We start from the raw sequence: 22,102 nt of genomic DNA, 5'->3' as shown, positions 1-22,102 counted from the left end.
GGGCTGGCCGGCTGTGGGGCGGCGGGGGCGGGCCCGGTGAGCGGCGCCGGGGCCCCGGGAGGCGGTACGGCGCCCGGGACGCCGGGTTTCGCCGGAGTGACCGGCCCTGCCCCGGGTGGAGTGACCGGTCCGGCGCCCGGCGGGGCGAGCGGTGCCGGCTTCGGAGGCACGCCTCCCGTAAGGGACGGGGGCGTCGCCCCGCCCGCTGCGCCGGACGAGCCGAAAGCCGGCTTGGGGGTCATCGGACCCGCCTGACCGCCGGCCGGCGCCCCGGCTGCCGGCTGAGGGGCGGGAGAGGGCAGGTCCCGCGGGCTGAGGGAGGGTTCGAACCACTGGGCGAGCACGTGGTTCATGAACGTGTCCAGGGCCCACTGGATCTTCTGCTCGTTGTCCGCCTCGGTCGTGAACTCTTTGATGTCGATGTGGATGACCCCGCTCTGGTGGAGCCTTTGGAACGCGGCTTCCAGTCCCACGCGGGCCCAGTAGATCTGGGCATCGATCCCGACGGCCAGCTCGCTGTACACGCGGTGCATGTTGGCCGTGATCGTGACGGACAGGGCGGGCCGCAGGGCGGTGAACCGCAGTCGGTAGATGACGCCGACTGGGGTGCCGCCCGCGCGGAAGACCTGCTTCAGCAGCGTCGCGCCCTCCGAGCTGAGCCGCAGGCTGAACATGGCCGTGTTGTCCCCGTACAACGAGGGCACGGCCGATCCGAGGATCGTCTCGACGGCCTGGAACGCGCCCGGCGGGAGGGTGTTCACGGTTCCGCCGGGGCCCTGCACGTCCAGGGCGACGCATTGGACGTCGCCCTCGTCGTACGGCACCGGAGAGAGTTTCACCGTTCCCGGGGCGCGCTCGGACAGTCGGCTCCGCAGCCGGGACTCCGCCTCCGTGTCGAGTCTCAGGGCGGTTTGGAACATCAGGAAGCCGCCCCCGACGGATGTGGCGTCGCCCGCCTTGTCGCGCCAGGTGATGAGGGTGAAGACGGGCCCCTGATCGTCCTGGGCCAGGGTGACGGGGGCGGGGAGGTACCAGAACTGGTTGGGGTCCGCGTGATCGGGAAACACCTCCACGCCGTCGACGAGCCACGATGTGGTGCCCAGTTGCAGCATATGTCAGCCCTCCAGTCGTACCGTCAGGCGCCGGGGACGACGTCGATGACGGGCAGATTGGCGTCGGTCCATGCCCCGACCCGGCTCAGTCCGCTGGTGTCGATCCGGACCACCCGGTAGCGGAATCCCGGTGCCCCCGTCACGTCGAACTCGTGCACGACCGGTGCGGAGCCGTGGATGAAGGAGTAGGAGGCGGTGACCGTCTCGGTGCCCGGCTGGGCGAACTCGACCTTCGTCTCCCGGAGGCCGGCCTTCTCCGCGGCCTGCGTGTCTACACGGACGACCACGGCCTGGTGGGCGGGCATGTCAGCGGTGACGATCAAGGTGCCACGTCCGGTCGAGGATTCCGGAACCGTACTCATGTGTCCGTCGGTGTGGAGCACGGTGACGCGGTAGGTGATCCGTCGCAGTGTCGGGTCCTTCAGACCCGCGACGAACATCTGGGCCCCGCCCTTCTCGCTGGTGAACTCCAGGGAGGCTTCCTGCCGCAGTTGGTGGGCGGGGTCCTCGTACAGCAGGTCGACGAGGACCGTGCTCACGTTCGCCCAGACGACCAGCGGGCGAACGGTCAGGGGGTAGGTGTCGGGGAAGGGGTCGCGCAACCTCACCTCGGCGTTGTCCGTCTCCGTCCACTCGCCCACCACGTCCGGGCGGCCGATGCCACGGTAGGTGAGGCGGTAGGCGTAGGTTCCCGGCGCGTCGCCGACGATGAAGCGCGGCCACTGCCACAGCCCCTGATCGCGGACGACATCGAGGACGTACTCTCCCGACACGCCGGAGGCCGCGTCCTGATAGCGCAGTTCGACCGTGACGGCGCGCCAGTTGTCCCATGGGATGCCGTCGTCGCGGATCAGTACGGGACGGAAGCTGAAGGTCTCGCTGGGGCGGATCTCGGCGATCTCCGTCTCGGTGGTGTCGTGGACCGTCAGCCGGTCCGGGAGGATCCAGCCGACAGGCTTCGCCAGGTGGTAGGTGGTGTCCACGGTCACCGGTCGCACCATGCTGCCGCCCTCGAACCGGCTGGCCCAGTCGGCCTCGCCGGTGCTGTTCTGGGCGTCGAGGAGGACGGTCTGGGGGTCGTCCCCGTAGCGCAGGTCGACGCCCACCGATGTCAGGAATCCGCTGCTGAAGTCGACGCGTGAGACCACCTTCACCTTGCGGCGGCTGAACCACGGGTCGTCGATCGGCACCCGCCTGGTGAAGTCGCTTTGCGGGCGCCCTGAGGCGGCGATCAGCGCGGCGATGCCGCTCAGATGCCCCTGCGGGTAGACGGTCCTGCGGACGGCGGTGCGCTCGCCCATGCGGACGTTGAGGCGCTTCTGCACCTCCTCGACGGACGAGATGCGGCGGTAGGTGTAGGTCCCCGCGAGGGACAGGCCGCCGGTCATGGCCACCCGGCCGAACTCGGTGGCGAGCGCTGCGGCACGGTCCCAGCCGTCGGGGGCCGGCCGGGGCGCGAGGGCGGCCTCGAAGAAGGAGTCGGTGATCATGTCGTAGACCGCCGACACCGCCCGGTCGTGGCTGGCGATGACCGACTTGCCGGCCTCGCCCTCGGGCACGAACAGGTCGTCCTGGATGTCGATGACCCGTTCGTCCTTGAGCTTGTCCAGCTGCTCGGTGATCTGCGACGAGACGAAGACGCCCGATATGCCGAAGGTTTTGTCGAGGCGTTCCTTCAACATGTCCCAGCGGATGTTCAGGGTCACCGTGTAGGCGGGCCGCAGTCCCAGGAAGTCCAGTGCGTACACCACGCCGATGGGTGCCACCGCCCCGTCCAGGCAGTTCGCCAGCAGGGTCGAGCCGCGGGCGTCGAGCATGGCCGAGAAGGCGGCCTGGTTCGCTCCGTACAGGCTGGGCTGTGCCTGGTGGATGATGCGCTCGACGAAACGTGAGTCGTCGGGCGTGGCGCCGGTCTCGCTGTCGAGGAGGACCAGTTTGACGGTGCCGCTCTCCAGCGGCACGGGGACGGGCCTGCGCGGTCGTTCGGGCAGGTCCAGCTGCGACTGGATCTGCGCCGCGACCTCGTCGAGGACGCTGTCGAGCCGGTCGGTGGGCGGACCGAGGACGACGTCGAAGTTCAGCAGTCCCCCTGTGGTGTCGTCCTTCTCCCCGCGGAACTGCAGCAGTGAGAAGACCGGCACCGCCGCCCCTCCCTCGCTGCGGACCGCGATCGACGGCCCCATGGGCAGGTAGTACCACTGGAGCGGGTCGGCGTGGTCCGGGAAAAGGCTGAACCCGTTCACCATCAGGAACGGCGGTGCGAGGGAGAGCATGGCGGCGGCTCCTAGGCGGCACCGGGACGGCGCGGCAGCAGCACGTTGGTGTCCGCGGTCGTGGACGGGGCGGTGGTGGCGTTTGTGCCGTCCTTGAAGTAGTAGGTGGCGGTCCAGGAGAAGTCCTTCGTGGTGGCGTCGGGCAGCGAGAAGACCACGGGCGCCGGGGCGCCGCCCGCCTGGCGCACGAGGGCGCTCTTGACCTGCTCCTGGGACGGGGTCCCGCCGTTGCAGGTCAGTACGACCTTGACCAGGTCGACGGCGGTCCAGTCGACGAGGTCCGGGGCGACGAAGACGCTGATCACCGTTCCGACCATGTCCCCGACCTCGACGGTCGTCTCGTCCGTCACGGTCTCGGGGATTTCACGGACGCTGCCGTTCTTGTAGCGCACCAGGCCGCTGTACGTCAGCGTGCCGGCGTGGGCGTCGCGCACCTGGATGGGGCAGAGCCAGTAGGAATCGGTCGCGCTCAGCTGTTTGCTGTCGGCCCAGCTGTAGCCGCTCCGGGGATCCTCGTAGCGGACGTCGACGAGAACGGTGTCGATCGTGCCGGCCAGGTCCCCGACGGCCACGACCCGGAACGGGCGAATTTCGTTGAAGGGCGAGCTCAGGTAGATGCGCTTGCCGGTCGTCTCCTTCCAGTCGTCCTGGAAGGCGTCACCCTTCGTCCTGTAGTCCACCTTGTACCGCACGGGCCGGTCGCGCTTCTCCGCGATGACGTGGGTGAGGGTCTGCCCGGTGCTGTTCTGGGCGGTGAACACGACCTGGTCCGTGATCGCGGGACCGTTGGCGGGCGTGTACTCGATGCTGACGGTGGCAGACTCCAAGGACTCGAAGTCGAGGTTGCCGGGCAGCACGTGCACTTCGAGCACGCCGAGGTCGTCGGCGTTGATGGTGAGCGGCCCGGTGTGCGGAGCGAGGGGTGACTGGTACACGGCCGACGAGCCCTTGTAGTTGACCGTGTAGGAGTGCTGGTACTCCCGGGAGTCACCCTTGACGTAGGCGGCGAACGTCTCGGTCTGTTCGGGCTTGTCGAAGTGGTAGTCGGCCGCCTCCAGCTTGTCGCCCTGGTACTGCACGTGCACGTCCACGCTGTGCACCGGCCGCTCGGCACCGTAGTCGGCGTTCACCCGCACGGGCACGGAGAACGAGCGGAAGAAGGGGTCGTCCAGGTCGATCTCACGGTAGTGGTCGGCCCAGAGCACCGGCTGACCCTTCTTGTCGACCATGTTGGTGATGTTCGGCAGGGTGCCCTGCGGATTGAACGGCCACAGCACGGCCGTCTGCTGGTTGACGGTCATCGTGAAGTCGTCGACGCGGAGGTTGCTGTACTCGCGGTGGATCGTCTCGTAGTCCTCCAGGACGGAGCGGTCGCCGGTGTAGCCCTCGATCTGCTCCGCCATCCGCTTGGTCGCGATGTCGAGGACGGTCCGGCGAACGCTCTCCTCGATCTTGGCCACCGTGTCGGCGTTCGCTCCCGTGGCGGACTTCACCTCGACGTAGATCACGTCGTTGCTCGTCGCCACCTCGGCCATCTTGTTGGAGAAGGTGTCGGCGCCATACCCCGCGTCGTCGGAGGCGTCCTGGACGAAGGAGCGGAACTTGGTCGACGAGAAGTGGCCGTATCCGGTGATGGCCGGAAGCATCACCCAGCCGTTCATCCCGTACGACACCTGGACGATGCCGCCCTTGCCCTGGAGGGCCTCGGCGAACAGGGTGGCGCCGAAGTCCGGCAGCTCCAGAGTGAACGGGGTGACGTTGTCGCCGTACAGGGAGGGCCCGACCGGGTTCCACACCTTGGTGACGAGGTTTCCGCTGACTTCCGACAGGTTGAGGTGGGCCGTGCCGGTCGCCCAGGTGATCGTCCCGAGGCCGACCCGGTCGGCGAGGCCTTGCCCCACCTGGCCCCGCAACTGTTCCATGATGGTGGCGCGGGTGGCGTCGTCCAGCGCGAACTGCGTGTCGAAGGTCGCGAACCCGCCCCCGGTCGTGCCCGAGGGCTGCACCTTCGGCTGCCGGTACTTCAGGTACATGAAGACGGGGTTCCCCTCGGCGTCGCAGCGGAAGGTCGGCTGCTGCGGCACCGCGTAGAACAGCGCGGGGTTCTCGTGGTCGCCGTAGATCTGTACGCCGGCGATCATCTGGGCCTTGTCGATCTGGAGCATGGTGGCCTTCCTGGGGTCCGAGACCGGCCGGTGCTCGGGCTAGATCCGGATGTGGGGGGTGGTGGAGCGGATGGTGCGCTTGGGGAGGCTCTCGCCACCGCCGTCGGTCTCCGACACGTCGATGACGAGTTCGCCGTCGAGGTCGTCCCGCCCGCTGGCCACCCGCCAGGACGCGGACCAGGCGGGCGCGGTCAGGGTGAGGTCGCGGTGGTCGGGCAGGCCGTCGCCTGCCGGCTGGTACCAGACCTTGAGGGCGACGGTGGCGTTCTGGTCCCGGCCGGGGGCCTCGCAGGTGACGGTGACGACGCCCAGGGCGTGGTCGTCCACGAGCCAGCCGGAGGCGTCGGGGGTGCCGCTGCGGGCGTAGGAGGATCCGTCGTCTCCCTGGACGGTGAGGCGCAGGCTGTCCCCGGCGGGCAGCCGGGGCGGAGCGGTGTCCGGGGCGGTGACCGAGACCGTCCAGGGTCTCCCCGCCGCGTCGGTGCCGGACAGCTCGAGGCGGTGCACCGGGGGGTCCCCCACGGGGGCCGCGACCCGGAGCGGCAGCTGTGCTTCCGGCGGGGTCGGCTCGGGCTCGGGGGTCTGTGCCGGTTCGGGGACGGCGAAGGTGTGCGTTTCCGCCGCGGGCGCGGCGCTCAGCGCCCGGCCGACGTCCAGCTCCCGCAGGACCCGCTCGGTCTCCAGGGTTGCGTCGAAGCGCACGAACAGCTTCCCGGCCGATCCGGAGAGGGCGTCCTTCACGAGGGGGACCAGGGTCGGCTCCACGGGGGCGGTAAGGATCGTGGTGTACGGCGGAGCGCCGGACGACGGGGAGTGCGCCAGTACGGTCTCGTGCCCCCCGTCCTCTCGCGCGGTCAGCGTGACGCCGTGGACCTGCACACCGCCGATCGCGACGATCAGGTCGCCGGGCGCCGCCTCCAACTCCTCGGCGGCCCGGGCTAGTAGAGCGTCCGTCTCGTCGTGGTCCGGCCACCAGTGCGCGCTGATCTGCAGGGAGGCGGAGTCACCCGCCATCACGAGGCTGGCCATGGGTACGCCCTGGGGCGAGAGGTCGATCGCGGGTTCTCCGGGCAGCAGACGGACCGTCAGAGGGTCATGACGGTCGATGAGGACCCGGGGAGAGGAACGTGAGGACATTTTGCCTCTTTCGGGTCGATATGCTCACAATCGAGTCTAGAGCGCGTTCCGCCTGGCCGCATGGAAGAAGGTGGAGACCCGTGCTCCGGCTCCCCGCACTCGTCGCCGGGCCGAACTGGTCGCTGTACGCCGACGACCAGCTTGACCAGGCGTTCTACGCGATCCCGACCGTGCCCCGGCTGGCCCGGGGACCTGATGGGGCCGCCGTTCTCACTCTGATCAAGTACCGCTCCGGAACTGACCAGTTGAATGGTGGAATCATTGAAGTGCAAACAGACCTCGCGCTGCGCCCGGAGGAACGCGAGGAGGCCCTGGCGGCGGCCCGCGCCCATGGCGGCGACACTGCCGCGGTCGGGGCGGCGGACGGACCCCAACTCGCCACTCCACTATGGCTGGACGGCACGGCTTCCCTGCGCCTCCTCGACCCCGCGGCGAAGGCCGAGGAGCGGACGGTGCAGGTCCAGCCCTCCCTGTCCGGGGCCAACCCGGCCGTGTTCCAGGCCGCGTTGACGCCGGAGGGTACCGCCATGGAGTGGGACGTCCTGCGCTCCGGAAAGCCCTCGCTCCAGGCCGCCTACCGACTGCACGCCATGGCGAGGATCCCCGACGCAACGGTGCACGCGTACGCCCGCAGCGCCAACGTGACCGCCCAATGGGCGCAGGCCGGCGCGCTCCCCGACCCACGGGCGGCGCTGGTCCAGTCGTCCGCGGCCGGCGTCGAGGTCCTCGCCTGGCCCGTGAACGGCGACCCAGAGCTACGGGAGGCGTTCATCGACTGGGGCTGGGAGTTCCTCGCCCCGTGGCTGCCGCCGAACGGCACACCGCCCACCAGCGACATCGACGCCGTGTTCACCGGCGCGGCGGGTCTGCCGTGGCCGTTCGACGCCGCGGGCTCGATGGATCCTCCGGACCTGACCCGCGACGAAGGCTGCTTCCTGGCCCTCGATCTCTCCGACCCGATCTTCCAGCAGCGACGCACCGACGTCCGCTGCAACGCCGACTTCGCGGCGGGCACGATCGCGGCCGTCACCGCCAAGATCTCCTACGGAGACAAGCGCCACGACTCCGTCTTCACCGACAACGACACCGTGGACCGGTTCACTTGGACGGTCGACCCGGCGCTCGGCAGAACGATCACGGTGCGCCCGGTGGTGTCCTTCACCGCGTCCAGCGCCACCCTGGAGCTGCCGGAGCTGCACACCGACAACCAGTTCGTGCTCCTCAGCGTCGACGACGTCGGGCGGCTGACCATCGACCTCAGCACTGCCGCACTCGACTGGTCGACCGTCGACCACGTCGAGGCCGGCATCCGCTACCAGGACGCCGACCACGGCGTCGGACTCGTCGAGGACATCCTCAGACTCGACGCGTCCCGGCCTGCGCAGCGCTACGAGCGGACGTTGTACGCCCCGGTGAACCGTCCCTACGACGTGCGACTGGAATACGACCTGACCGACGGTCAGACAGTGGTGCGCGACTGGTCGCCGTACACCGGCAGGGCCGTCCTGGTACCCGCCCCCTTCGACCGGTGGCTGGCCGTCCGGCTGCGCGCGACCGGCTGGTCCGGCGGCATCAGCGCCTTCCAGGTCGACCTTGAGGCCGAGGACGGGACGGAACGCACCAACCGGAACACCGTACGTCTCGCGCCCGGGACCGACACCGCGGACTGGCGCACCGGGCTCACCCCCACCGCCACCGGACGGTTCCGCTGTCGCGTGACGACCCTCTACGCGGACGGGCACTCCACAGTGGGCGCCTGGACGGACGGCCAGGGTTCCCAGACCCTCGACGTCGGGCCGACACCGTCGCGGGTCCTGGACGTGACCGTGGTGGCCGACCTCGTGGACTTCACGGTCGTCAAGCTCGTGAAGACCACCCTCCGCCATCCGGTGCCCACGGGCGAGTCGCCCACCCACGAGATCGTCTTCGCTCCCGGCCGAGCCACCAGCGCGTCATGGCAGTTGCCGCTGTCCGACGACGGCTCCGCCGGCGCCGACGGCCCCGAGTACACCGTCACCACCACCTTCTACCTGCAGGACGGAGAGCACCGCACCACACCGGAGACGCCCGGAACCGACCCGATCGTCGTACTGAGGCTCCCGGCCTGAACCGACTGCCGCGAGGAGATCACGTCATGCTGAATCTGCTCCACAAGTTCGTGGTTCCCGAGGTGAGCCACGTCGACATCTACCAGGACGACGAGGACGCGCTTCAGTTCTGGATGGTTCCGCAGCGGGTCCGAGCCGCCCTCGGCCCGGACAACACCACGCCCGAACTGTCCATCTTCGCCTTCGCCAGGGACATGAGTCTGCTGGCGGGCATCGACACACCGCTGCCGCCCGGCGAGACCGAGGGCGGCCTGATGACCCTGACCGTCGAGTGCACGGTGCCGCCGGAGGACCGGGAGAAGATCCTCGCGTATCTGCGCAGCCAGGTGCTGTCCGGGGCGCTGCGGCTCGCCCGGCCGGTGGCTTCCGAAGGGGAGATCCGGGCGGAATGGCGCGGAGCGGTGACCGGTGAACCCAAACTCGCCTACCCCACCTGGATCGAGGGCGACGTCCAGTTCTGCCTCCCCTCCGCACTGGGGCCGACGTTCATCAAGCCCGGGGACAACAAGGTCAAGCCGTCCCTGACCGAGTCGAACGTCGCCAGCTTCTCCATCGCGCTCGGGCAGGAGGGCATACGGCTCTTCCGAGAGACGATCAGCTCGGGCAAACTGCCCGCCCACGTGGCCTACAGCCTCCAGTTCGTGGCCCGCGTCCCCTCGATCACGGTCACCATCAGCGGTCACTCCGAAGCAGTCCACCGGGAGCTGAAGGACAGCGCCACCATCGTGGAGACCGAGAACGGCGTCCCCGTCCGCACGTTCCCCCAGATCACCAGCCTGAAGCAGCTGCACGACCTGTCCGGCAGTCTCCACGTCGAGTACACGAAGTTCGACTTCGCCCAGCAGGACGACAAGCTGCGCGAGCAACTGGAGAACTTCGTCCTGGAGATCACGACGGCGTACCTGAAGAGCATGTTCTGCCAGCCCCTCATCACGGGGCAGCTGGACAAGGAGAAACTGGGCACCGACCCGATGCAGAACTTCAAGCCGCCCGGTACGTCCGTCACCGGCAGCAACCAGCTGTGGCTCAAGGAGTTCGAGCAGACGGGTGAGTCGGACTTCGACATGACGTTCCACGGCAACATCGCCAAGCCCTTCTGCACGTACCCCAGTGCCGCGCTCGTCGCCATGGTCACCCAGCCGCAGCTGGAGAAGGCGTTCATCGAGGCCGACCTCAACACGCCCATCTTCCATACCCTCCAGGTCCCGGTCCGGGTGACCGCCGACTTCGAACACGATCCGATCGCGGGCATCCAGGTAACCCTCGACTACCGCCAGACCGACGACCGCACCGGCGAGGTCAAGACCGAGGCGAAGACCTTCGACTTCCTCAAGGGAACCGAGACCTACTACTTCCGCACCACTTTGGCCAAGGACGCCCAGGGAGCGCCCAAGGACACGTTCACCTACGCCAGCCGGCTCCACTACAAGGCCGCACAGGCGTCCACCGACATCGCACCGCAGCCCACCCGTGAGAGAAGCCTCATCCTCGGTTACGACCGACTGAGCTGCGTCGACGTCAAGGTGGTGGCCGGCACCGTGCCGTGGACGACGGTCCAGGCGGTCCAGGTCGACCTGAGCCTGCCCGGCGTGAACCTGCCGTCGGCCACAAAGACGGTCATCCTCACCGCGCAGGCCGTCGAGGACAGCTGGTTCAGCTACACCGGCGGCCAGACGTCGCCCGAGTACGAGTACAGCTGCGAGTTCCTGCTGGTGAACGGCAGCCGCATGAAGACCCCGCCGCAGCGCACGTCCGCCGCACGGCTACTCATCGACGCGCCCTTCGAGGACCGCATGAGCGCCACCTTCGTACCGCAGGGCCTCTTCCCGCCGCTGCAGTCGATCGTGCTGTCCGCGAAGTACGCCGACCCGGCCGCCTCGTACCACAGCGAGGCCACCAACATCTTCACCAACAACACCACGCCCTGGCGCTGGGACGTCGACCTGCCCTCCGCCAAGAACCGGGAGTTCCAGTACAAGGCCGACATCACCTACGTCGACGGGACGACCACGCCCGGGCAGTGGCAGGTGGGCCAGGAAGGCACCGTCCAGGTGGGCGAGGTGAAGAGCTCGCTGCTGGACGTGTCGGTGACCGCGGCCGCCCTGGATATGGCCAAGTGGAAGCTCGTCGTCGTCCAACTGCGGTACGAGGACCCGGCCACGCATGAGGTGCAGGAGCAGACGATCAAGCTGACCCCGGCCAACGCCGGCCAGGACCAAGCGTGGAAGGTCACCTTGAAGGACCCCACCGCGACGACCTTCACCTACGAGCTCGACGGTTATGGCGTCGACGGAACCCGCAAGACGGTGCCCGCCACCACGACCGACGACAAGCTGCTCGTGGTCGAGCTGTGACGGACGGCCGTCCGGAGGGAGCTGCGTCATGAGCGACGAAGCGGAAGCCCCGCACCTGGAGACACTGGACCTGGATCCGGGGCTCGCGGGCGCCACCGGACAGACCCTGACCGCGACCGGCGAGACCTTCGAGCCGGGTCTCCTGAACGATCTGATGGCCCGGCGGGCCGAGCCGGAGCCCGACCGGATCCCGCTCGTTTCCACGGCGCCCCAGGAACCCGGCGAGGTCGTGTCAGGAGCCCGCGGCGACTACTTCGTGCCGGTGGCGACCCTGCCCGCACGCTCGAAGCGGTCGCGGACGCCCGCGGTGTTCTTGGAGGCCGACGATCAGGGCAGGTGGAGCCTGCTGGTGTGGATCGACCTGGTTCGGCCGGACACCGCTCCGGCCGAGGCCCGGCCGATCCCGCTGAGCGACCTCACGGCCGTCCTCACCACGACCGACGAGCAGTCCACCGTGACCTTCACGTCGGTGACCGACCTGCCGACGCCGGACCCCGGTGTCGTGCGCCGGCTCGCCCTCACCGCCGAGGTGGATGCCGCGGTGACCGCCGACACGCTGCAGAACGACATGAACGCCGCCATCGTCGTCAACGGGACGCTGTCCTACCGGGTGTGGGACAACGAGACCTTGACCGGTGAGATCCTCCCGGAGCCTTCTCCGGAGGACGAGGCCGCGATGGAGGTGTCCGGCTCGTCGATGCTGCTCGGCGCGGGAGGCGGAGGGATCGCCGCCTCCCTCCCGACGTCCGACAAGCCCAACCGCCCGATCTACTACCACTGGAACTTCAAGAGCGGCGCCGGCGCGGACCAGGGACTCGACCCGGACAACGTGTGGATCGACAGCCCGGCGGGGCTGTGGCAGACGTCGCCCCTGCCGAACCAGTACTTCGTCCTCCCCAGTGAATACCGGCTGGCCTTCGACATGGAGCGCGGCACCCCCGCCATGAGCGTGCTGCTGGTGCGCCCGGACGCCGCGCCGGACGCCGCCGACCCCGACCAGGCGTGGAAGGTCAGGGTGCGCTTCAAGATGGTGCCCTGGCTCGACCCGCAGTCGATGGAGCGTCTGCGTGAGGTGATCGCCGAAGAGGAAGGGATCGCCTACCCGCAACTGGTGCTGGGCGGCTACGCCAGTGCCACCTTCGACGAGTCCTCCTGGCTGCAGGACCTGGGAGGCAAGACACTCGGCACGGAGGCCGGGAACACGGCGATCGACGCCCGCGGCTTCGAGCTCGTGCAGGACTGCTCCATGGAGTACTACACGCTGCTCGCACGGTTGCTCGCCCCGGCCTCCGGTACGGCGACCGGGGTCGAGGGCCGGGTCGTGCTGATGCTGCGCAGGTCGCCCGACGACACGGCGAAGGTCCAGCGCGACATACCGGTGAAGATCCGGCTCGACCGGCCCGACGACGGTTTCCTCACCACGGAACAGATCACCGCGCCCTTCCCGGACGCCGCCACCTGGCCGGCCGGCTGGACTCCGCCGTTCTACGCCAAGGTGCACTCCCCGAGCACCGTGCGGGCGGACGTCGCGGGAGTGGTGGCGGCCCTGCTGGTCAACGACCCCCTCACCGGCGTCCCGGTCGACCGCGCCCGCGTGGCGGCTACCCCCGCCGCCTTCTCCCTGGGCGGGTCCGACGCGGCGCCGGTGCAGCCCCCAGCCGAGGCTCCACCGCCCGCCCCCGCGGGCGCGCACGCGTTCCAGCCGCCCCTCAACCCGCCCGTGGGAAACGGTGAGGTGCTGCTGCGGCTCACCCAGGCCGAGGCCGAACCCGTCGATCCGCGCCTGGTCAGCTCGGTGGCCCTCGATTACACCGGGGTCACGGTGAAGATCGATCCCGCCGTCATGCTCGAGCGCGTCCACGAACTGGGCATGTCCACCGGGCTGATGTCCCGGGTGAACGTGAGCAGCTACCAGCTCAAACACCCGGAGTCCCTACCACCCGAGCTGGCCGACGTGTTCGGCATCGACGTCGAGATACGACGGGGCAGCGCCCAGCCGGTCACGGTGAGCCTCACCCGGGACGCTCCCGAGGCCACCAGCGACATCCCGTTCGGCTTCTCGGACCTGGTCGCGGACCTGCACCCGGACCAGCCGAAGTTCGAGTACCGGCGGCGCAATCTCGCCACCAAGGGCACCGGGGCCTTCTCCGCGTGGGAGTCGGTGGTGGGACGCAACCTCCTCGTCACTCCGGTGACCTGAGAACGGTCGGTGCGCTGCCGGAGCAGCACACCCACGAAAGGACAGACACGATGACAGTGACCAACGCCGACGGCTCCACCACCGTGGACAACGGCGACGGCACATCGACCACGACGTGGTCCGACGGCACGAACGAAGTCGCCTACGCCGACGGCTCGGCCATGCGCACCTACCCGGACGGCAGAGTGCTGAACACCTACCCGGACGGCACTCGCACCTTCAACGACCCTTACGGCACACCGCTGGATCCCGACACCGGCAACCCCCTGCCCGCCCCGCCTGTGACCGAGCCGCCCGCGGCGAACTTCGGGGAGATCGAGAGCGGGGTCCACGTGATCAGCGGCGTCGTGGAGGCGGGGCTCGTCCTCGCGAACGCGGAGGGCGCGCTGGCCCTCGTCGAGCCGATCAACGCCATGTTCGCGCCGATCACCATGGCCCTGGAGATCTGGCACGCGCTGGACTCCGCGCCCCGCGCCTACGGCACGATGGGCTACTGCTACGGACTCGTGTACGGCGCCCTGGACATGGGCGAGCCCGCCTATCCGCAGGGACCGTACTCGCTCGACTCCCCGGAGACGGTCCAGGAGAAGCAGACGCGGTACGCCGAAGGCGTCCGTACCGCGGCAGCGCAGCTCGCCGAGAGCCCGTCCGGACCGGCCCTGCGTAACCGGGTCCTCCTGCGGACCGCGTACCTGGGCAGCGACCCGCGCCAGACCCTCAACGAGATCTGGGTCACCGCCTGCCGTCGGAACGACGACGAGTTCTACGCGACCCACCTGGCGCTCATATGGCCCGACACGGGAATGACGGAAGGATGACGACCATGGCACGCTCGGACCGAGGAGGCGCCCCGTGACCAGGCACCGGATCGCAGTGCTCGCCGCGCTCGTCCTGGCGACCGCCGGCCTCGACACCGCGCGGGCGGCGACTCCCTCGGGACCGGACTCCTGCGTGGAGGGGTACGTGTGGCGTCTGGCGACGCCCGAGGACCACGTCTGCGTCGACCAGGTGATCCACGACCAGGTGGTCGAGGACAACAGCCACGCCGAGGAGCGGCGCGATCCCAACGGCGGCCCCTACGGCCCGGCGACGTGTCTGCAGGGCTGGGTCTGGCGAGAGGGCACGCCCGACGACCTCACGTGCGTCGATCCGGCCGTCCGCTCGCAGGCATGGCAGGACAACAGCGAGGCACCCAACCGCTGGGCCGCCACCGCGCGGTCGGACGGCGGCAACGACTACCCGTTCCTCCACGCCGACACGACGTACACGATCGCCGCGCGGCCGGCCGACGCGAGTCCTTCACCGCTCGGGGGTGGGCTGGTGATCGACGCGCAGGGTGAGGCGATCGAGACGGGGACGGGCACCAAGGTGACCAGGGACAACGGCACGGACTCACAGCGGTTCGAGTTCGTGCGGCGCGGGGACCTCAGCGCGCACGAGAACGCCTTCCTGATCCAGGACCGGGCATCGGGCCAGTGCCTGACCGTAGCGGAGTACGGACGGGGCAACGGCGCCCGTGTCGTCCAGGGCGACTGCGCGTGGTCGGACGGCGCTGTATGGTCCTTGTGGACGCGGCCGGACGGCACCTGGCAGCTGCGTTCGAGGGCGAACGACAAGTGCCTGACGGCGCACAACCCGCTCTTCACCGCGCCCACCCCCGGCGCATACCTGGAGCAGTGGACGTGTCTCAACGGGAAGAACCAGGCGTGGCGCCTGCAGCCCGTCGAGTGACGCCCGCCGGGGCGCGGCGGCGTGTCCAGAACGGGGAGTCCCCCCGCTCCTCCGGGCGACAGCAGACGGCACGAGCACGCAGGAACTCGTCGTGCACGGCGTCGACGAGTGCCGCGTAGCGGCTCTGGGCCCGCGAATCGCCGTCGGCCTTCTCGGTCGGAGCGGTGGCCGCCGCCATCTGGAGATCGGCGATCCGCCGCATCGTCAGCCCGGGCGGGTAGGCGACCTTGCAGCCCGCGTCGCGGGCCACGGCCAGTGGCAGGGCTCCGATGGATGCGGGGCTGATCAACGACGACCAGTACGGTGCGGTGCTTCGCGATCAGCTTGGCGAAGACCTCGCGGAGCTTGGGCTCGCTGTTGGGCAGCCGCCTGGCGAAGGCCTTCTTCCCGGCCGGGGTCAGCGCGGTGGCGTGGTGTTCACCCTTGCCGACGTCCAGGCCCAGGAAGGCGCCGATGTCACTTGTGTCGATCACAAGCACTCTCCGGTCGCACGGTCTCGGCCTCACCTGCGGCACCAGCTGCCGGCATCCACATGACGAAGAAACTCTCCCTGCCTCCCGAAGGAGTTGGTGGTCATGCCCCTCATCAGCGGTCCACCAGTGCCCCTGGGAGCGGTGACACCTCCCCCCAGATCATGATCAACAGGGGGGGAGAAGTCATGCCGCCCCGGAGGCCGGGAACCCCCATTGCGGGGCTGATCAAGAAGGTAATGGGGGAGTGGCTGCAGGACCTGTGCCCGCCTGGGGCTCCCAGATCGGGTCGTACATCGGCCCCGTCGGCCCTCGAAGCTCACAGGCGAAGCACACAGTGAGGGGGAGCGCGCGCCCCTACGCTCCCGTGCGCCGATGTCGCGGCGGCGTGCTTCTGACCACCCACCTTGTACGTCATCTGGGCGACGTACAAGGGCGGCTGACGGTGTGACAGGGCATCGTTACCTGGGCGACCGCGTACGGGGGTCTGGAGGGAGATGTCGATGGGGTTGCTGTCGTTGCGTTCGACTTAGAGGTGGCCGGTGCGTCGGCTGCCGTCTTCGACGTGGGTCTTTGGGAGCCCTTCGGCGACGGCGGCGCGCATGTCCACGTTGTTGGTCCCGTGGCATTGTGCGTGGAAGAGGGGGCTTGCTTACGCGGCGGTGGAGGGTGAGACGGCGGAAGCGCCCGTCCTCGGGTGCCGGTGGCGGCGGTGCAGCCGAAGCGGGCGCGGGCTTCGACGGTGATTCCACCTGCGACCACTGCTTGCTTGCGGGCCCGTGGCGGACTCGGGCTGTCAGGCCGCCCCAGTAGACCCGAGAGAGCGGGCCATCTGGCGGCTCACTGCTGTACGCCCTCGTGGTGTGCGGCGCCGCCGACAAGGAGCATTCGTGAACCGAGACTTCGCCGTCGCCTACACCTGCTGCACCATCGCCTTCCTCGAGCTGGCCGTCGCCACCTGGCTCGCCACCGCCGACCAATGGTGGACCGCGGCCTTCACCGCTTGTACCGCGCCCAGCCTGCTCCTCCTCGCCGCCCTCGCGCGCAGGGCGTACCGTCGGGCCCGGGCCGAAGCCAAGCACGCCGAGCAGCCGGCCTGCGGCGAGGCCGCGGCCCCGCTCGTCCCATGCTGCTCGCTCTGGGCTCACTCCGACGGCCAGGCCCACGGGCTCGGCTGCACCCGGGCTTTCCTGCCACCACCGCTGCCGCGCCGCGACACGCACAGCCTCGACGAGCCGGGAGCCGCCGCGTTCGACGACATCACCCGCCAACCCGACGATCCGACCGCGTGATGGCCGAGCCGTCAGCCCCCCCCAGAGCGAGCACCCGCGCGCCCCGGGCAGGACCTGGGAAACTGCGCCGTCGACGACCCGGGCGAGAATCTGGGCACTCGCTTATGGGATCGGGTAGGGGTCTTGGCTGATCAGGTGGGCCTTCAGACCCTCTCCGACGCCGGGTTCCGGGGTGCCCGCCCAGTCCTTGATGAGCACGCCACCACTGCTGCAGCCCCAGGGGTTCCAGGTCCACGCGAGATAGCTGATGGTGTGCGCGTCCGCCCAGTCCACCAACTGCTGCATGTAGTCGAAGCCACAGTTGTCCTGGCCGAATTCACCGACGACGACCGGCACGTGCTGGGCGAGCGGCGCGACTTGGCTGTCCCAGCAGGACACAGTCGCACAGGCGTTGAAGCTGTACGCGTGCCATGACGCGGCGATGTTGTTCAGCGGGTCGTTGGGCATGTGCGTCAGCCACTCGCGCATGTCGTTGGCCCACTCGAGGCCACCCAGCATGAGGACGTTGGTCGCGCCGGTGGCCCGGACCGCGTCGACCAGGTCCTGCATGCCGGCCGTCTCGTACGGGAGGCCCGTGCAGGTGCCGCCGTCGCGCCAGCACTGCCAGCCGACGGTCTTGTCCCAGTCGGCGGCGATCTCCGGGTACGGCTCGTTGAACAGATCGAGGACGACCGCGTCGTTGCCCTTGAAGGCGTTGGCGACACCGGTCCAGAACTGGGGGGCGTACTGCGCGTCCGGCATGGGTTTCTGGCACGTCGCGGTGGCGTCCTTGCAGTGCCAGTCCGGCCCGTCGGTATAGGCGCCCCGCGTCCAGTGCAGGTCGAGGATCGGGGTGATGCCATTGGCGACGAGCAGGTTGACGTAATCTTTGACGCCTTGCTGATAGGCGGTTCCCATCGGCGAGCCGTTGAGACCGAGCCAGCATTCCTCGTTCAACGGCACACGTACCGCGTGGATGTTCCACGTCTTCATCGCGTCGACGGAAGCCTGGTCGACCGGGCCGCCGTCCCACAGCCCCTTGCCCTGAATACAAGCGTATTCACCGCTGGAGCGGTCCACGCCCAGCAGCCGGTACTGCTTGCCGCTCGCGGTGACGATCTTGTTGCCGGAAACCCTCAGCTCCGGGGCCGAACCGCTGGGACCGCCGGTCGGAGTGGTCGTGGGGCTGGGGGTCGGGGATGTCACCGAGCCGGTACAGGTCACTCCGTTGAGCGCAACCGATGCGGGTTGCGGATTGGCGCCCTTCCACGCACCGTTGAACCCGATGGACGCCGCCCCGCCCGTCTCCAGCGTCCCGTTCCAGTCGAGGTTGGTAGCGGAGACATGGGTTGCGGACTGTGCCCAGGTTGCACTCCAGCCGTTGGTGACCTTCTGGTCGGAGTTCGGGAAGTCGAAGGTCGCGGTCCACCCCCGCACGGGGGAGCCGAGATTGGTGATGGCCAGGTCCGCGGTGAACCCTCCCGGCCATTGGCTCTGCACCTTGTATGCGACCGAGCAGCCGGTGACGGCCGCCGATGCGGGAAGGGTGGCGACGGCAAGGCCGCCCAGGATCAGTGCACCGGCGGCGCCGGCGGCTATCAACATGTGACGACGTTTCACCTGAACTCCCTCTTTGCATAAGGGATCGATGAGCTCGATACCCATCTGGTCGACGGTCGGGTGAGCCAGGGCCCAGGCCGAGAGCCTGCAGCTGACAGATCCACTGGGCGGGTGCTGCGCGCCGTACGGATCAGGGAATCGACCACCGTCGCGCGTTCGAATCCTTTCGTCCCGGCACATTCCATACGGGCGTCAGCAGCCGATCGGTGAGGAGCCCAGGGCCACGTCGTCGAACCACAGGGTGTTGTCCCCGGTGCCGTAGCTCTCCCAGCCCAGGCGCAGGCCGGTGGGGCGGGGAGGGGTCCTGCGGGCGAGCCACTGCCCGTCGACGTTCTGGGTCGCGACCCCGTCCACGCGTAGTCCGGCGATCTCCTGGTCGTCGACCCACGTGCGCATGGACTGGGCGGTGGTGTCGATCTGGTACCGCAGGCACAGCCACCGGCCCGTCGCCAGCGGGGTACTGAGCGCCACTCCCGCCGGGCTCTGTTCCGGCAGCGTCGCGTCGTCGCTCTCGCGGTTCCATTGCAGCGCGCCGTTCTGCCCGCCGACGCGCAGCGCCTTGCCGCCCTGTGAGGCGTCGGGCATGGACACGAAAGTGACGTGGTTGATGGGCAGGGCGGTGGTGTGCCGGACCCGCATCCGCACGTACACCAGGGGCCCGACGGAGGACAGATCGCGGGTGGAGGCGGCGAAGACGTGGTTGCAGTAGCCGGCGTGGCCGTCGACGCGCAGCGATCTGGTGCCGCTGTAGGCGACGGACGTGTCGACGCTGACCTTCCCCGTTCCCTGGCAGTCGGGTGCCGTGGTCTGCCAGGCGCCCGAGGGCACGGTTCCGCTCTGGTCCTCGAAGTCGGAGCAGATCGTCGCCCCGGCCCCGGCGCAATCGGCCGGCGCCGTGGATGTCGGTGTCGGCGTCGGCGTCGGCGGGGGAGTCGCGGTTCCGCCGCATGGAGCGCCGTTGAAGGCAAAAGCGGTGGGGGCGGGGTCGGCGGTGCGCCAGGTGCCCTGGAGGCCGAAGTCGACGGACGCGCCGGCGGCGAGCACGGCATTGTGCGCGGCGTTCACGGCGGTCACCGAGCTGCCCGACTGGGTGGCCTGCGCGTTCCAGGCGGACGTCACCTGCTGGTCGCCGCCGTAGACCCACTCCAGCCGCCAGCCGTTCAGGGCGGCGCCGAGATTCGTGACGCGGATCTGGGCGGTGAAGCCGCCGGACCACTCGTTGGTGGTGTACGTGACCGTGCAGCCCGTCGCCGCGCCCTGTGCGCGCGACATCGCGATGGCAGGAAGGGCAGTTGCCGCCAGGGTCAGAACCAAAGCCCACAGGGGAAGCCGGTGGCGGCGCACCCGTAATGAAGTCATGGCCATGATCACTCTCTCGACGTGAGTCAGGACGCGGTGCAGAGGAGTGTGCCGAGCTCTCGGTCGTCGCCGTCGAGCGTCATTCCCCAGGTCGTCGACGTGCCAGGTGCCAGGGAGCCGTTGTAGGAGGCGTTGTGCACGGTGGCGGCCGGGCGGGACGGATCCGCCACCGCGTTCCAGCGGTTCGCCACGGTCACACCGCCCGGCAGCGCGTGGTGCACCGACCAGCCGGTGACCGGCCGGGACCCGGTGTTGGTGTCCGTGATGTCGGCCTGGTTCCGGCCGGCCACGAGCCGGTCGGCTTCCACTGAGTCGTGCAGGCGATGTCGCCGGAGGGGCTGGACGCGGGAGACGGAGGCGGTGTCCCTCCAGAGGTGTCAGAGGCGTAGGCCGCGGCAGCGTAGTCCTGCGCGCAGCCTCCCGCGCACCCCGACGGCAGCGAGAAGGAGTACGTACGGCCGCCGCCCAGCCAGGCGTCGGCGGGGTCGCGGATCCGTATGGTGCAGTCGCTTCCGCCGGAGGCCGTCGCGCTGATGACATAGGACTGCCCCATGTCGCTGTTCACGGTGGTGTCGGTCCAGGTGCCGTTCGCCAGGTACTGGATGCCGTGGACGCTCTTGGGTGAACGGGAGACTGCGACGGCGGGCCAGTACCGCTGGTCTCCCCTGGGGAGGCCGGGTGTCGCCGCTGTAGTCCGGGGTCGTGACGAAGCTCCAGGAGACATCGCGGTTGTTCCAGCGGTCCGGGTACATCGCACCCACGCGGGTGCCGCCGATCCGTAAGCGGTTGAGGGAATCGGTCTCCAGGTAGAGGTGGTTCGGGCGTCCCGGCACCAGGCGTTGGAATCGGCAAAGCTGTCTGCGACGAGCATGGTCAGGGTGGTCCCGTTGTACTTGTGGGCCACCCGGGAGCCGTTGCGGTAGAAGGGCTGGTCAGGGGCGCCGTCATTGGTGCCGGACGGCTGGGCGGCTGCGGCCGCGACGGGTATCGCGGCACAGCAAAGCGCTGGCAGCAACACAGCAGTGCCCTTTCGGGCGGGCGAGCGGTGGATCGAAAGAAGCTGCATGAGGCATCCGCCTTCTTCGTGACGGGGCGCCGTGACGTTCGTGCGGGACTCCTCTCGGAGCGAGCGCTGGAGCAGCCTTCGCTGTGGGAGCGCTCCCACGATGCGCCGTATCCGGCACTGTAGAAGAGGACCATGGCCCTGACAAGGGGGCGTTCCCGGCAGGGCGCGGGCCTCACGCGGTCTCGCCGAGGACCAGGACGGCGCACACGGGCGACCGCAGGCAATGATCCGACCGGACCACCGGGCGCCCGTCGAGCAGGCCCCGGCCGAGCGAGCCGCCTCAGTCGGGCGGTGTGCCGCCTGTACGGCCCTCAAGATCATCGGCGAGAAGACCGGCCTCCTCTGCCCACCGATGACGGGATGAGGACGCTGGCCTTCGGGGCGCCCCTTCTGCCCGCATTCCACTACGCCAGATCATGGCCATGCTCTTGACGGCCGCCCTGACGCTCTCCCTCTCGGTGGTGCTCACCGTCACCTCGACGAAACCGCAGCTCGCAGAGTTGCCGACCCGGCATCCCGACCGGCCAGATATCCATTGACGCTCAACGCCAAACGTGCCGATGCGACGAAGTGCACGACTCCGGCTCGGCTGTGGGACGAGCCAGGAACAACTGAAAGTGTGACGAGCTGTCAGGCCCCCAGGGCAGACTGTCGCTCATGACAGAAGCCGGGCTCGACGCCGCCGCCCGCTCCCTGCGGGCCTGGCTCAATCGACAGCAGTTCAGTGACCTCTCTACCGCCGAGGTGACCGCCTTCTTCACTGACTCGGTGGCCGACTGGGCGACCGAACAGGGATATGAAGTCCAGCGGGAGGTAAAGCTACCCACCGCCACTCGGCAGAACCGGACCGCGCGCCTCGACCTGCAACTGCGGCACCTTTCGGGTAAAGGACGACCGATCAGCATCGAGGTGGATCGGGGTACAAGGAGTGGTCCCTGGAAAAGCTCGTCCAGGCCGCCGAGCTTGGCCACCTGGCGCTGTGGCTTCGGTGGAGCCGCGCCCCCGTCACTCTGCCAATCCCGCCCACGGTCCGGCTCATCCGGGCTCAGGTGCTCAGGCGCACCACGCTCACGCGGGCGAAGCTTCACTCGCTCCGGCCGGACAACTGCGGGTAGCAGGCTGGTTCGCTGAGGCGGACCGACCGCGAGCGTCTGCCGGCCCCCATCGCGCACCTCAGAGCCGGGGCGAGGGTGTCCGCTGCGCTCCCACCCCCGCAAGCGCGCCCCGGCTCTGAGG

General features: G+C 69.2%; 13 protein-coding genes and 2 pseudogenes. 7 read left to right on the top strand and 8 right to left on the bottom strand.

Features of this window, described 5'->3' with window-relative positions:
• The 4 genes and pseudogenes from KMS84_RS41020 to KMS84_RS30330 all read right to left on the bottom strand — a co-directional run.
• Positions 1-1,112 (bottom strand): annotated as a pseudogene (locus KMS84_RS41020) (hypothetical protein); the annotation flags it as partial.
• A gap of 23 nt (positions 1,113-1,135) precedes the next feature.
• Positions 1,136-3,385 carry a hypothetical protein gene (locus KMS84_RS30340; RefSeq protein ID WP_256919680.1) on the bottom strand — a complete coding sequence of 750 codons (2,250 nt, stop codon included), beginning with the start codon at positions 3,383-3,385 and terminating at the stop codon, positions 1,136-1,138.
• Between the two features lie 11 nt (positions 3,386-3,396).
• Positions 3,397-5,550: a hypothetical protein gene (locus KMS84_RS30335; protein ID WP_256919679.1), complete on the bottom strand. Its 2,154-nt coding sequence runs from the start codon at positions 5,548-5,550 to the stop codon at positions 3,397-3,399.
• Positions 5,551-5,589: 39 nt separating this feature from the next.
• Positions 5,590-6,687, bottom strand: coding sequence for a hypothetical protein (locus tag KMS84_RS30330; protein ID WP_256919678.1), 1,098 nt, complete (start codon positions 6,685-6,687; stop codon positions 5,590-5,592).
• 80 nt (positions 6,688-6,767) lie between these two features.
• On the opposite strand from KMS84_RS30330, the gene KMS84_RS30325 reads away from it, so the two are divergent.
• Genes KMS84_RS30325 through KMS84_RS41150 form a run of 5 tightly spaced genes read left to right on the top strand, consistent with a single transcriptional unit; the run spans position 6,768 to position 15,080 of the window.
• Entirely contained in the window at positions 6,768-8,795 is a 2,028-nt protein-coding gene (locus tag KMS84_RS30325) for a hypothetical protein (protein WP_256919677.1), read from the top strand.
• 26 nt (positions 8,796-8,821) lie between these two features.
• On the top strand, positions 8,822-11,149 hold the full coding sequence (locus tag KMS84_RS30320; protein ID WP_256919676.1) for a hypothetical protein: 2,328 nt from the start codon (positions 8,822-8,824) through the stop codon (positions 11,147-11,149).
• Between the two features lie 28 nt (positions 11,150-11,177).
• On the top strand, positions 11,178-13,349 hold the full coding sequence (locus tag KMS84_RS30315; RefSeq protein ID WP_256919675.1) for a hypothetical protein: 2,172 nt from the start codon (positions 11,178-11,180) through the stop codon (positions 13,347-13,349).
• A 50-nt stretch (positions 13,350-13,399) separates the two neighbouring features.
• The gene (locus KMS84_RS30310) at positions 13,400-14,167 is read left to right on the top strand and encodes a T-complex 10 C-terminal domain-containing protein (RefSeq protein WP_256919674.1); all 768 of its coding nucleotides are present in this window, start codon (positions 13,400-13,402) and stop codon (positions 14,165-14,167) included.
• Positions 14,168-14,201: 34 nt separating this feature from the next.
• On the top strand, positions 14,202-15,080 hold the full coding sequence (locus KMS84_RS41150) for an RICIN domain-containing protein (RefSeq protein WP_256919673.1): 879 nt from the start codon (positions 14,202-14,204) through the stop codon (positions 15,078-15,080).
• 145 nt (positions 15,081-15,225) lie between these two features.
• On the opposite strand, the pseudogene KMS84_RS30300 reads toward KMS84_RS41150, so the two are convergent.
• Positions 15,226-15,553 (bottom strand): annotated as a pseudogene (locus KMS84_RS30300) (IS110 family transposase); the annotation flags it as partial.
• 887 nt (positions 15,554-16,440) lie between these two features.
• Between KMS84_RS30300 and KMS84_RS30295 the strand changes: the two are divergent.
• Entirely contained in the window at positions 16,441-16,842 is a 402-nt protein-coding gene (locus KMS84_RS30295) for a hypothetical protein (protein ID WP_256919672.1), read from the top strand.
• A gap of 102 nt (positions 16,843-16,944) precedes the next feature.
• Here the strand turns inward: KMS84_RS30295 and KMS84_RS30290 are convergent, their stop codons facing one another.
• The 3 genes from KMS84_RS30290 to KMS84_RS30280 form a co-directional block, all read right to left on the bottom strand.
• On the bottom strand, positions 16,945-18,426 hold the full coding sequence (locus tag KMS84_RS30290) for a cellulase family glycosylhydrolase (RefSeq protein WP_438819001.1): 1,482 nt from the start codon (positions 18,424-18,426) through the stop codon (positions 16,945-16,947).
• Between the two features lie 207 nt (positions 18,427-18,633).
• A complete protein-coding gene (locus KMS84_RS30285) occupies positions 18,634-19,800 on the bottom strand; it encodes a cellulose-binding domain-containing protein (protein ID WP_438819000.1) in 1,167 nt (388 codons plus the stop codon).
• Positions 19,801-19,826: 26 nt separating this feature from the next.
• A complete protein-coding gene (locus tag KMS84_RS30280; RefSeq protein ID WP_256919670.1) occupies positions 19,827-20,108 on the bottom strand; it encodes a cellulose binding domain-containing protein in 282 nt (93 codons plus the stop codon).
• 1,174 nt (positions 20,109-21,282) lie between these two features.
• On the opposite strand from KMS84_RS30280, the gene KMS84_RS30275 reads away from it, so the two are divergent.
• Complete coding sequence (locus KMS84_RS30275; protein WP_256919669.1) at positions 21,283-21,405, top strand: hypothetical protein; 123 nt, start codon at positions 21,283-21,285, stop codon at positions 21,403-21,405.
• Positions 21,406-22,102 lie beyond the last annotated feature (697 nt).

Origin of the sequence: Streptomyces hilarionis (assembly GCF_024539675.1) — a bacterium.
GTDB classification, from domain to species: Bacteria; Actinomycetota; Actinomycetes; order Streptomycetales; family Streptomycetaceae; genus Streptomyces; species Streptomyces hilarionis.
The sequence above is the reverse complement of the archived record's forward strand: the minus strand, read 5'-3'. Positions and strand labels throughout refer to the sequence as shown.